Annotated in this window: 9 protein-coding genes; 6 read left to right on the top strand and 3 right to left on the bottom strand. The window is 75.5% G+C overall.

Features of this window, described 5'->3' with window-relative positions:
- The first annotated feature begins 258 nt into the window (after window positions 1–258).
- The 4 genes from ACFWOG_RS34315 (at window position 259) to ACFWOG_RS34300 (ending at window position 6,491) form a co-directional block, all read left to right on the top strand.
- Window positions 259–1,692, top strand: a complete 1,434-nt coding sequence (locus ACFWOG_RS34315) for a DUF2252 domain-containing protein (protein ID WP_329947631.1) — start codon at window positions 259–261, stop codon at window positions 1,690–1,692.
- Window positions 1,693–1,906: 214 nt separating this feature from the next.
- The gene (locus ACFWOG_RS34310) at window positions 1,907–5,104 is read left to right on the top strand and encodes a CHAT domain-containing protein (protein ID WP_380363155.1); all 3,198 of its coding nucleotides are present in this window, start codon (window positions 1,907–1,909) and stop codon (window positions 5,102–5,104) included.
- Complete coding sequence (locus ACFWOG_RS34305) at window positions 5,101–5,799, top strand: hypothetical protein (RefSeq protein WP_380363153.1); 699 nt, start codon at window positions 5,101–5,103, stop codon at window positions 5,797–5,799. Before ACFWOG_RS34310 ends, ACFWOG_RS34305 begins: the two co-directional genes overlap by 4 nt.
- On the top strand, window positions 5,796–6,491 hold the full coding sequence (locus ACFWOG_RS34300; RefSeq protein WP_329947634.1) for an RES family NAD+ phosphorylase: 696 nt from the start codon (window positions 5,796–5,798) through the stop codon (window positions 6,489–6,491). Before ACFWOG_RS34305 ends, ACFWOG_RS34300 begins: the two co-directional genes overlap by 4 nt.
- 73 nt (window positions 6,492–6,564) lie before the next feature.
- Here the strand turns inward: ACFWOG_RS34300 and ACFWOG_RS34295 are convergent, their stop codons facing one another.
- The 3 genes from ACFWOG_RS34295 to ACFWOG_RS34285 are packed head-to-tail and all read right to left on the bottom strand — an operon-like array spanning window position 6,565 to window position 9,923.
- Entirely contained in the window at window positions 6,565–7,419 is an 855-nt protein-coding gene (locus ACFWOG_RS34295; RefSeq protein WP_329947635.1) for a fumarylacetoacetate hydrolase family protein, read from the bottom strand.
- Window positions 7,412–8,425, bottom strand: coding sequence for a 3,4-dihydroxyphenylacetate 2,3-dioxygenase (locus tag ACFWOG_RS34290; protein ID WP_380363150.1), 1,014 nt, complete (start codon window positions 8,423–8,425; stop codon window positions 7,412–7,414). The genes ACFWOG_RS34295 and ACFWOG_RS34290 overlap by 8 nt, the downstream gene beginning before the upstream one ends.
- Window positions 8,418–9,923, bottom strand: coding sequence for an aldehyde dehydrogenase (locus ACFWOG_RS34285; RefSeq protein ID WP_380363148.1), 1,506 nt, complete (start codon window positions 9,921–9,923; stop codon window positions 8,418–8,420). The genes ACFWOG_RS34290 and ACFWOG_RS34285 overlap by 8 nt, the downstream gene beginning before the upstream one ends.
- Window positions 9,924–10,072: 149 nt before the next feature.
- Here ACFWOG_RS34285 and ACFWOG_RS34280 point away from each other — a divergent pair, with 149 nt between their 5' ends.
- Both ACFWOG_RS34280 and ACFWOG_RS34275 read left to right on the top strand, forming a co-directional pair.
- The gene (locus ACFWOG_RS34280; protein ID WP_380363146.1) at window positions 10,073–11,578 is read left to right on the top strand and encodes an aldehyde dehydrogenase; all 1,506 of its coding nucleotides are present in this window, start codon (window positions 10,073–10,075) and stop codon (window positions 11,576–11,578) included.
- The coding region (locus tag ACFWOG_RS34275) for a gamma-glutamyl-gamma-aminobutyrate hydrolase family protein (protein WP_380363144.1) at window positions 11,575–12,253 on the top strand (679 nt) is incomplete at its 3' end. The genes ACFWOG_RS34280 and ACFWOG_RS34275, both read left to right, overlap by 4 nt.

Below are 12,253 nucleotides of genomic sequence, written 5' to 3'. Positions count from 1 at the left end.
GTGCTCCGGGCCCTCCCCGCGGAGGCCCGGCGGAGGCCCGGAGCCCCGCCCGGCCGCAGCGCCCGCCGTCCGGCCGCCCCGGGAGACCCCGGTGCCGGTGCCCGCCCCGTGATGCCGGACCCGGTCCGGTCCCCGATGATCGGTCGAGACAGCAGTGTGCGACCGGCCGGCGGCCTTCCGCGGCAGCCCGGTCCGGGCCGCCGATCACCCGCGCCGGTCGGACGCCACCGTGGCCGCCGGCCGATCAGGAGGTCTGTGATGCCACGGGAAGCCGGACCGGCGATGCGCGCCGTGCGACACGCCACGCCCGAGGAGCGGGCGGCCCTCGGCAGGGCCGCCCGCCGCCGCGCCCCCCGCTCGTCGCACGCCGCGTACGAGCCGCCGAAGGGCCGGCCGGACCCGTTGGGCATCCTGGAGTCGCAGTCGGCCCGCCGGGTCCCCGAGCTGGTGCCCATCCGCTACAGCCGGATGAGCGAGTCCCCGTTCCGGTTCTACCGGGGCGCCGCCGCGATCATGGCCTCCGACCTGGCCGGTTCGCCGGACTCCGGGATCAGGGCCCAGCTGTGCGGCGACGCCCACATGCTGAACTTCCGGCTGCTCGCCTCCCCGGAGCGGCAACTGCTCTTCGACATCAACGACTTCGACGAGACCCTGCCCGGCCCCTGGGAGTGGGACGTCAAGCGGCTGTCGGCCAGCCTGGCCATCGCCGGGCGGGCGAACGGCTTCGACGACGACGAGCGCTCGGACATCGTGCGGGCCACGGTGCGGTCGTACCGCGAGGCGATGGCGCGGTTCGCGGGCATGCACAACCTCGACGTCTGGTACGCCAGGATGGACGCGGCCCGCGTCCAGGCGCTGGCCACCGGCCGGATCCACAAGCGCGGGCAGAAGCAGCTCGCGCGCGCCATGGCCAAGGCCCGCACCCGCGACAGCCTGCAGGCCTTCGAGAAGCTCACCGAGACGGTGGACGGGCAGGCCCGGATCGCCGCCGACCCGCCGTTGCTCGTCCCGATCTCGGACCTGCTCACGGGCGTCACCCGCGACACGTTGCAGGGGCAGCTCCTCGACCTGGTCGGGCGCTACGGCCACACCCTCTCCTCGGACCGGCGCACCCTCCTGGAGGACTACCGGCTCGTGGACGTGGCCCGCAAGGTGGTCGGCGTGGGCAGTGTCGGCACCCGTTGCTGGATCTTCCTGCTGCTCGGCCGGGACGGCCGGGACCCGCTGTTCCTCCAGGCGAAGGAGGCCGACACCTCCGTCCTGGCCGCCCACGTCGGAGCCGGCCGGTACTCCAACCAGGGCGAGCGCGTGGTTTCGGGGCAGCGGCTGATGCAGGCCGCGAGCGACATCTTCCTCGGCTGGGAACGGGTCGAGGGCATCGACGGCAGGCGCCGGGACTTCTACGTCCGCCAGCTGCGCGACTGGAAGGGCATCGCCGTGGCCGAGGACATGGTGCCGGCCGGCATGCGGGCGTTCGGCGAGCTGTGCGGCGCCACCCTGGCCCGCGCACACGCCAGGTCCGGCGACCGGATCGCGATCGCCGCCTACCTCGGGCGCGGCGACTCCTTCGACCGCGCGGTCGCGGGGTTCGCCGAGTCCTACGCCGACCAGAACGAGCGCGACCACGCGGCGCTCCTGGACGCGATCCGGTCCGGCCGGCTGCCGGCCGAGGACGTGCGGCCCTCGGGGTGATCCGGGCCGGGGGGCCGGGGGCCGGGGGAGAGGGCGCGGAGGCGTCGGCCGGACCGGTCGTCCGCGCGCGTTCCGGAGATCAACCGGTTGATTTCCGGGTGGATTCCGGGCATCTGTCGGTCCGGTGAGGGAATCGGCCGCTTCCCGGCCGGTGGCTCGGCATAGTGGCCGTAGGCACAGGGGTGAGCTCGGAACCGGGAAGGCGGGGGCGCCGGTGGGTGACGCGGAGGACGGCGGCGTGCGGGGGCTGCGCGCATGGGTCGTGGACGCGGAGGAACGGGTCAGGCGGATGCTCCCCGCGGTGGGCGGGGTGGCGCCGTCGGTGCGGGAGTGCGAGGCGTCCGTCGGCGAACTCGAAGAGCTGACGAGGCTGTTGGAGCACGACCCCGAGCTGCGCAGCGTGGCGGCCGGCTCGCTGGGGGCGGCACTCGCCGACCTGATCGCGAGTGTGAGCCCGGCCGGGGAGCCCGTCGCGGACCGGATGCGGCAGACCCTGAACCGGCTCCTCGGCGCGGTGGACGGCGCCCCGACCCCGACCCCGACCCCGACCCCGGACCCGGATCCGGCGACTCCGCGGACCGCGCCGACCCGAACCCCGCCGGACCCGGACCCGGACCCGAGCCCCGAGCCGGCCCCCGATCCGTCGGAGTTCCTCACCCCCGACGCTCTGCACCGCCTCGCCGCCGCCCTGGACGCCGTGAGCGCCGCCAGGTACGGCCTCCAGGACGCCCTGAACGGCGAGGACCCGCACGGGGCGATCAACGAGCTGCTCGGCCGGCTGCGTGCGGTCCAGGACCGGCCGCCCCCGGGACCCGACCAGTCCGCCGGCCTGGAGGCACTCCGGGCGATGCTGCTCGGCATCAGCGCCGCGGCCGGCGGCACCTACCAGGACCAGGCGGCGGGCCGTCACCACCGGGCGGCGACCTTCGGCCACCTCGGCGAGCTCGCCGACCTGCTGCCGCCCGGCGCCGGGGATCCCGGAGTCCTGGACCGCGTCCGGGAGTTGTACGGCCGGATCATGGACGCCGGGCAGACGGGGGACACCGACGCCGACGTACGGGTGGCGCTCGGTCTGCTGGCCGAGGCCGAGACGCTGGCGGAGGACGTCCCGGACGGGGCCTTCCGAGGATTCGTCCTGGCGACGCTGGGGGCGGCACACGGGAAGCTGGGCGTCGTCACGCGTGATCCGGAGGCGGCTCTGCGGGCCATGGCGTCCATGAAGGAGGGCATGGCTGCGGTCAGGGCGAGCGGACTGCCGTTCGGCGACCTGATCCCGATGCCCCGCCTTCCGGACTTCGACCTGCTGCAGGCCGCTCTGGCCGGCGACCCGACGGTTCCGCTGCCCGAGCACGTCCCCCCGCCTCCGCGGTCCTCGACGGAGGAGGTGTACGGCTCCGCGCGCGAGCTGGGCCTGCGGTACGGCCTGAGCCCCGACGGGCAGCTCCTCGACCGGCTGATCGCGGAGCTGGAGCGGGTCAGGGACGGTGTGCGGGAGGGCCGGGCCCCGCGGATCGCCGCCGAGGCCCTGTGGAGCCTCGCCGAGGCGTACCGGGAGCGGGGCGTCCGCAACGAGGACGTGTCGGACCTCTCGGCCCTGGCGGCGGCCACGGAGGCGCTGACCGCCCTCTTTGCGGACGTGCTCCTGCAGAGCGGTGCCGAGCACGGGTTGCTCGCGGCCCGCGACGGCGCCAGCCGAGGTCTCCAGGGTGCGCTGTGGGCCGCCTCCCAGGGGCGGCTGCACGAGGCGGTGGCCGCGCTGGAGCTGGGCCGAGCCCTGGTGTTGCAGGCGACGTCCACCGCCCTGGCCGTCCCCGAACTCCTCGAACGGCGCGGCCACCACGAGCTCGCCGACGCCTGGCGGACCGCCACCGGGACCCAGGACGACGGGGCCGCCGGTGGCGGCGGGGTGCCCGGCGAACTGCCCAGCACGCTACGCCGCCGGGCCCTGGAGGCACTCGGCTACCGGCACGAGGGCGCCCTCGTGCGGACTCCCACGCTGAGCGAGCTCGCGGACGGGCTGGCGGAGGGCGGGGCGGACGCGCTGCTCTACCTGGTCCCCGGCGACTCCGTCAGCCCCGGGGTCGTGATCGTCGTGGGCCCGGAGCTCGGGGCCGGTCTGTGGATCTGCGAGCCGCTGTCCCGGGCCGGGAGCGGCCCGCTCGAACGCTACCTCGACGCCACGGCCGGGCACGACGCCGCCGTACGCGCCGCCGCGCGCGACGGCGATGCGGTGGACCCCGGTGCGCGGCGGACCTGGGAGGACGCGCTCGGCGGGCTCTGCGACTGGGCCCACGAGGTCCTCGACCCGGTCCTCGCGGGCATCACCGAACGGCTGGGGGGCGAACGGCCCGGCGCCGAACGGCCGGGGCCCGAACGGCCGGGTCCCGGGGCCCGCCAGCTCCGGTTCGTCCTCGTGCCCTGCGGGCGGCTGGGCATCGTCCCCTGGCACGCCGCACGGTCCCCCGGCGAACCGCCCCGCGCGCACCTCTGCCAGTCCGCGGTGGTCAGCTACGCCGCGTCGGGGAGCCAGTTCCTGCGCACCCTGCGCCGCGCCCCTCGGCCTCCGGCGGCCGAACCGGTGCTGGTCGCCGATCCTGGGCAGAGCCTGATGTACGCCGAGATCGAGGTCCTGGCCCTGCGGGACTCCTTCTACCCGGGCGCCCGGCTCTGCGGGGCGATCTCGGAGCCGGGCGTGGACGCGACGGCTCCCTGCACGCCCGAGGCCGTCCTCGGGTACCTCGCCGACGGGGCCTCGCTGCTCCACGTGGCCTCGCACGGCACGGCCGGTACGAGCCCCACGGCCTCGGCCCTCGACCTGACGGTCCCCGGGCACGCCCCCCGGCCCGACCGGGATCCGCGGGCGCCCGGCCCGGACCCCGCTCCCGGTCTGCTCACGGTCACCCGGCTCCTCGACCGGCCGGACACCGGGCACGGGCCGGGGGACGGCCCGCTGGTCGTGCTGAGCGCCTGTCAGACGGACCTCTCGATGCGCGACCACGACGAGGCGCTCACCCTCACCACGGGCTTCGTCACGGCCGGGGCCCGGGACGTCGTCGGCTCGCGCTGGGCCGCCCCGGACGGCGCGTCGGCCCTGCTCATGGCCGTGTTCCACCACTACCTGAACGTCGACCGGCTCAGTCCCGTCGACGCGCTCGGGGCCGCCCAGCGCTGGATGCTCGACCCGGACCGGCGGAACCCGGGCTCGCTCCACGGCGACCTGCTCCGGGAGATGGACCGTCCGGGCCTCGACCGGATCGCGTCGTGGGCGGCCTTCGTCCACCAGGGCCACCCGGGGGCGGGCCCGGGGGCGCGAGCGGGCGTCGACGCCACCGGTGACGGCGTGGAGAACGACGAAGCCGCGGGGCGCGCCGGTGCCGCGGAGAAGACCGTCCGAGAAGGGGGAGAGGCGTGAACGACGACGGGACGGGCGGGCGCGGGGGGCGGTCGGCGAACCGGCTCCTCGGCCTCATCCACACGCACCGGGACACCGTCCGCGAGCGGCTCGGCGAAGAGCGCTACGCCGTACTGGTCGTCCGGGTGGAGGCGCTCGCCGCCGTGGCCCCGGACGACGAGATGGGCTGGCGCAGGGCGCTCCAGGGTGTTCGGCTGGCCCTGCTGCCGCTGCCGTTCGACCATCCGGTCCGGGTCTCCCTGGACTCCTTCCGGCAGGTCGCCGCGCCACCAGGGCCGGCGAGCGTGGCCGAGGTGCGCGAGCTGCTGGCCTGGCTGTCGGCCCCGGCGGCCGGGGCGGCGGACCCCGGGGAGGCCGGGCGGGACGGCCACCCGCTGCTCGACGCGCCGTCGTTCTCGGCGGCGCAGGCGCGGGACCGCTGCGGCGGCCCGCCGCCGCCCGAACTGATCAGAGTGCCGAACGCCCGCTCCGGCGACCGCTATCCGCAGTTCCAGTTCGGGGCGGACGGCGGCGTCCCGCACCGGGTCGTCCTGGAGGTCAACCGGTTGCTGCTCGCGGACGTCGACCCCTGGGGCGCCGGAACGTGGTGGCTCAGCGAGAACAGCTGGCTGGGCGGCGTGCCCGCGTCGCTGCTCGGCCGGCTGCCCGACCACCGACTGGTCGGGGCGGCCACCCAACTGGTGGAGGGAGAATGATGAAGGACGGTCTCTTCCCGTGGAAGGAAAGCCCCTTCCCGCTGATCGACTTCGCCCTGTATCCGAACGTCACGACGGTCCCGGCGGGTACGGAGCTGTGGCGGGTGCACAAGTCCCGCTACGCGCCGGACGAGTTCAACCCGAGGCTCTCGGACCTCCACTTCGACGGAGGGCGCTTCGAGGGCACGGTGCTCGACCCGTACCACTACCTGTACCTGGCGCACACCCCGGTCACGGCTCTCGCCGAGAGCCTGCTGCGCTCCCTGCCGTACGGCTCGTTCGGCACCCGGGAGGTCTCCTACGCCACGGTGCACGGCCGCTCGCTGAGCTGCCTGCGCGCCCGGTACGACCTCACGCTCGTCTCCCTGGTCACCGGGGCGGACCTGGCCGCCGTCCGCCAGGAGCCCACACTCCTGGAGGACGAGCGGAACTACGCCGCGGCCCGGCGCTGGTCGAGCGAGATCCGGGCGCAGGCGCCGGACGCGCAGGGCCTCGTCTGGGACTCCCGCCGGAACCGGGGCGAGCGCGCGCTGGTGCTCTACCGCGACCGCTTCGAGCACGCCGACGGCGGACCGCTGGAGGTGGTGCCGGGCAGCGGGGTTCCGGACCTCGGATCACCGGAAGGCCGGGAGCGGGTCAACGAGTTGATCGCTCCCCTGTGGGCGGAGGTCTCCAAGCCCGTGGGGTGGTGACGCGGTCGGCCGGTCCCCGGCGGTGGGCCCGCCCGGCGCCGTCGGGCCGGTCCACCGCCGGGGACCGGACCGGTCAGTGGGCGGTGCGGACCGGCGGCCGGACGCCCCGGAACTCCCAGTCGCCGCCGAGGGCGGTGGAGAGCACCTCCTCGGAGGCGGTCAGCTGGGCGCCGACGTCGGTGCGGACGGGCACCGGACCGGCCACCACGTGGTTGCGGAGCCGGCCGAGCCCCTCGACCTCGACCTCGACGACGTCGCCCGGCTGCACCGGCCGGGAGTTGGCGGGTGTGCCGGAGAGCAGCACGTCGCCGGGGTGGAGCGTGATGGTGCGGGCGATGTCGGCCACCAGGTAGTGCATGTCCCACTCCATCTCGTCGGTGGAGCCGTCCTGGACGATCGTCCCGTTCACGTAGGTGCGCAGGTACTTGCCGCGGAAGTCCCAGTCGGTGACCAGGCCGGGGCCGAGCGGGCCGAGGGTGTCGGAGCCCTTCACCCGGAGCATCGATCCGGCGTCGGTGTCGCGGAAGTCGTGCAGGCCGAAGTCGTTGGCGACGGTGTACCCGGCGATGTACGCCCCGGCGTCGGCGGGGGCGATGTTGCGGCAGGTGCGGCCGATCACGATCGCCACCTCGCCCTCGTAGTTGAGGTAGCGGCAGCCTTCGGGCCGGACCACGGCGCCCTCGTGGGAGTTGAGCGCCGAGACGGGCTTGTGGAAGTAGGTCGGGGCCGGGGTGAGCCTGATGCCGAACTCCTCGACCCGGCTGCGGTGGTTGAGGTGGACGGCGATGATCTTGCTGGGGACGACCGGCGGCAGGTGGTGGGCGGACTCGGCGGAGACCCGGCGGCCGTCGCCGGCGACCAGGTCGGCGCCCTCGCGCCGTACCTCGACCACGGCGCCGTCGAGCAGGATCCGGCGGTACTCAGGCATGGGGGAGCTCCTCGGTGCGGGGGCCGGCGGGACCGTCGACGTGGTGCGGATCGTCGCGGTGCGGTCCGTCGTGGTGCGGGTCGACGTGGTGGTGCGGGTCGTGGCGGGCGGGCCCGGGCCGCGGCGCGGTCCAGCCGGCGGCGGGCCGGTCGAACCAGAGCAGCGCCTGTCCGGTGCCCACGGAGTTCTCGTACTCGCCGTACTGGCGGGCGGGCGCGGTGCAGCGCTGCTCGCCGAGGGCGCCGGCCAGCATCAGGTAGTGGCCGAAGCCGGCCTCGGGCTTGAAGGCCCGGAACTCGTCCATGGTGTCGAGGACGCGGTCGTGCCGGCCCTGGCGGAACCAGTCGATCCGCTGCTCGTCGGCGGCCCGGGCCTGCGGGGTGAAGATGTGGCTCGGGTCGCTGGCCTCGTGGTCGCGCAGCTCGCGCAGCGGCCAGAAGGTGTGCGACAGCGCGCCGGAGGCGATCACCAGGACCTTCCGGTCGACGGCCGCGATGCCGTCGGCGAGCGCCCGGCCGAGGCGCAGGTGGTCCTCGGCGTCGCCGGTCTGGCAGACCCCGATGCTGACCCAGCGCTTGTCCGGCAGGCCCTCGCCGAGGTGTTTCCAGAGGTTGACGGTCGCGTAGTAGACCGGGAGCCAGGGATCGTCGATCGGGGTGATCCAGGTGCCGTGGCGGTCGGCGAACCGGGCGACGGAGTGGGCGAGTTCCTGGTCCCCGGGGTAGTCGTAGGGCATCCGGCGCATGCCGCGCGGCAGCTCCTCGGAGGTGAACAGGCCGGCCCGGCGCTGCTGGGCGGCGACCACGAACTCGACGGTGGTGGCCCAGTGCGAGTCGAGGAGGACGACCGTGTCGTAGTCGACCGTCTCGAAGACGTCCCGGCGCAGCTCCCGGAGGCCGGTGACCAGGCTGATCTCGCGGCCTCCGTTGAGCTCGCGCCGGGTGGCCTCGGGCAGCACGATGGTGGGGACGTGGGCGAGCAGCCCGGCGCCGACGATCTCACCCATGGTGGGCCCAGCCCTTCGGTGCGGTGACGGTGTTGCGCAGGTCGCAGTAGAAGTCGAAGCTCCAGTCGCCGCCCTCGCGGCCGACGCCCGACTCGCGCGAGCCGCCGAACGGCGCGCGCAGGTCGCGGACGAAGAAGCAGTTGACCCAGACGGTGCCGGCCACCAGCTGGTCGGCGACCCGGTCGGCGCGCTCCCGGTCGCCGGTGACGACCGTGGCCGCGAGGCCGAAGCGGGTGTCGTTGGCGAGGGTGACGGCCTCCTCCTCGGTGGCGAAGGTCTGCAGCGTGAGCACCGGTCCGAAGACCTCCTCCTGGACGATCTCGGAGGACTGGTGGACGTCGGTGAGCAGGGTCGGGCGGTAGTAGAGGCCGCCCAGCTCCTCGTTCGGCCCGCCGCCGAAGACCGCGCGGGCGCCGTTGCCCAGGGCGCGCCGGACGTAGCCGTCGATCCGCTCCAGCTGGCGGGGGTGGATGTTCGGTCCGACGTCGGTCGTCTCCTCGCGCGGGTCGCCCTGGCGCAGTGCGGCGGCGCGGGTGGTGAGCCGGGCGGTGAACTCCTCGGCCACCGACGCCTCGACCAGCAGGCGGGTGGCGGCGAGGCAGACCTGGCCGGCGTTGTCGAACTGTTCGGCGGCGAGGTCGGCGGCGAGGTCGAGGTCCGCGTCGGCGAAGACCAGCAGCGGCGACTTGCCGCCGAGTTCGAGGCTGGTCGGGGTGAGGTGGTGGCCGGCGGACGCGGCGATCTGCCGGGCGGTGGGGACGGAGCCGGTGAAGCTGATCCGCCGGACGTCGGGGTGGGCGGTGAGCGGCGCGCCCACCTCGGCGCCGTAGCCCTGGACGACGTTGAGGACGCCGTCGGGCAGGCCGGCCGCGGCGGCGATGTCCGCGAGCAGCGAGGCGGTGAGCGGTGACCACTCGGCGGGCTTGAGCACGACGGTGTTCCCGGCGGCGAGGGCGGGGGCCACCTTCCAGGTCGCCAGCATCAGCGGCGCGTTCCAGGGGGTGATGAGGACGCACGGGCCGGCCGGGTCCCAGCTGACCCGGTTGGTGTGGCCGCGGGTGTCGAGCTCCGGGTGGGCGAGGGTGAGCAGCCGGTCGGCGAAGAACCGGAAGTTGTGGGCCACGCGCGGCATGACACCGCGTCGGTGCGAGCGCAGCAGGGCGCCGTTGTCGGCGGTCTCGACGGCGGCGAGGTCCTCCAGCCGGGCCTCGACGCCGTCGGCGATCGCGTGCAGCAGCCGGGCGCGCTCGGCGGGCGCGGTGGCGGCCCAGCCGGGCTGGGCGGCGGTGGCGGCGAGGACGGCGGCCCGCGCCTCGGCGGCGGACCCCCGGGCGATCCGGGCGAGCTCGGTGCCGTCGACGGGGGAGTGGTCGGCGAAGGTGTCGGCGGAGGCGACGCGGCGTCCGCCGATCCAGTGGCGGGTGTCCACGGGGACCCCGGCCACCGTGGCGAGGTGGGGCGGCGGCGCGTCGACGGTGGCCGCGGGGTGGACGGGCATGCGCGCCCTCCTTCTACTCGTTTGGTTCCAAACAACATAGGGGCGGCGCTCGGCGAGGTCAACCCTTTGACGTGACGCTGTCGTTGGCTATCGTTTGCTTCCAAATGAAGCTCCCGGCGGCATTCGCCGCGACCTGAACCGGAGGCACCGTGACGGGCGGAACGCAGCACGGCGGCACGTACGAGGACTGGCAGCGGCGCGCCCGCGAGCTCGCCCTCCCCACCGCCCACCTGATCGGCGGCACGCAGGAACCCGGCGGCGGCGCCACCTTCGAGGTGGTCTCCCCGCGGGACGGCCGCGTCCTGGCGGAGGTCGCCGCCGGCGGCGACGCGGAGGCGGACGCCGCGGTGGCCGCCGCCCGCCGGGCCTTCGACCACGGCCCGTGGCCGCGGACCGCCCCGGCCGACCGCGGACGCGCACTCCAGCGACTGGCCGACCTGGTCGAGCTGCACCGCGACGAACTCGCCCTGCTGATCAGCCTGGAGATGGGCAAGCCGGTCGCCGAGGCGCGGGACATCGAACTGCGCGCGGTGGCCGCCACCTTCCGCTGGTACGGACAGCTCGCCGACAAGCTGGTCGACGAGGCCCCGCACACCCCCGGCGACGCCCTCGCGCTCGTCACCCGCGAGCCGGTCGGCGTCGTGGCGGCCGTCGTGCCGTGGAACTTCCCCCTCACCATGGCCGCCTGGAAGACCGCGCCGGCCCTCGCCGCCGGCTGCACCGTGGTGCTCAAGCCCGCCGAACAGTCCCCGCTCTCCGCGCTGCGCCTCGGTGCGCTCGCCGTCGAGGCCGGACTGCCGGACGGCGTCCTCAACGTGCTGGCCGGCCAGGGCCCGGAGGCCGGCCGCGCACTCGGCCGCCACCCGGACGTCGACGCGCTCGCCTTCACCGGCTCCACCGGGGTCGGGCGCCACTTCCTGCGGTACGCCGCCGACTCCAACCTCAAGCGGGTCTGGCTCGAACTCGGCGGCAAGTCCCCGAACATCGTGCTGCCGGACGCCCCCGACCTGGACCGCGCGGCGGCCACCGCCGCCTGGGGGATCTTCTTCAACCAGGGGGAGATGTGCACCGCGCCGTCCAGGCTGCTGGTGCACCGCGCGGTGGCCGACCGGGTGGTGGACGCCGTCGTGGCCCGCGCCCGCACGCTGCGGGTCGGCGACCCGCTCGACCCGGCCACCGAGATGGGCCCGCTGGTCACGGCGGCCCACCGCGAGCGCGTCCTCGGGCACGTCGGAGCCGCCCACGAGGACGGGGCCCGGCTGCGGGCCGGCGGCGCCGCCACCCTCGCGGAGACCGGCGGGCACTACCTGCTGCCGACCGTGTTCGACCGGGTCGCGGCGGACTCCCGGCTCGCCCGCGACGAGGTGTTCGGCCCGGTCCTCGCCGTCCAGGTCTTCGACACCCCCGAGGAGGCCGTCCGGCTCGCCAACGACAGCGTCTACGGGCTGGCCGCCGGGCTCTGGACCGCGGACCTCTCCACCGCCCACCGGATGTCGCGGGCGCTGCGGGCCGGGACGGTCTGGGTCAACTGCTACGAGGAGGGCGGGCTCGAAGTGCCGTTCGGGGGCGTCAAGCAGTCCGGCCACGGCCGCGACAAGTCCGCCCACGCGCTGGACAAGTACACCGACCTCAAGACCACCTGGATCCGGCTGTGAGCGCGGCCCGGCCGCTGATCGCCCTGCCCGCCCGGTACTCGGCCTCGGCCTCGGCGCTGCGGTACGCCGCGCTGGTGACCGCCGAGGCGCTGGCCGAGGCCGTCTACCGGGCGGGCGGCGAGCCGTTCATGATGCTGCCCGCCGGGCCCCGCGCGCCGGGGGCCGCCGGGGCGGAGGAGATCGCCGAGCGACTCGCGCGCTGCGCGGGCCTGCTGCTTCCCGGCGGCGGGGACCTCGACCCGGCGTACTACGGCGGGGCCGACCGGCACCCCGAGGTCTACGACCTGCACCCCGGGCAGGACGCCTTCGACCTCGCGCTCGCCGGGTACGCCCTGGTGGCCGGCCTGCCGACGCTGGCCGTCTGCCGCGGCCTCCAGGTGGTCAACACGGTGCTCGGCGGCTCCCTGGAGCAGGACATGGGAGGCCCGGGGCGGGACCACCGGCACGTGCTCCACCGGCTGGCGCCGGTCGGCGGGAGCCTGCTGGCGTCGGTCACCGGCGCGGGGGAGCGGGAGGTGTCCTGCTACCACCACCAGCGCGTCGACCGGCTCGGGCGCGGACTCCGGGTGACGGCGCGGGCGGCCGACGGCACCGTGGAGGCGGTCGAACTCGCCTCGCCGGCCGGGTGGTTCCTCGGGGTGCAGTGGCACCCCGAGGACACCACAGCCGCCGCCC

The organism is Kitasatospora sp. NPDC058406 (assembly GCF_042722765.1).
Taxonomy (GTDB): domain Bacteria; phylum Actinomycetota; class Actinomycetes; order Streptomycetales; family Streptomycetaceae; genus Kitasatospora.
Note: the sequence above shows the minus strand (reverse complement) of the source record. Positions and strands in the feature narration are given on the sequence as shown.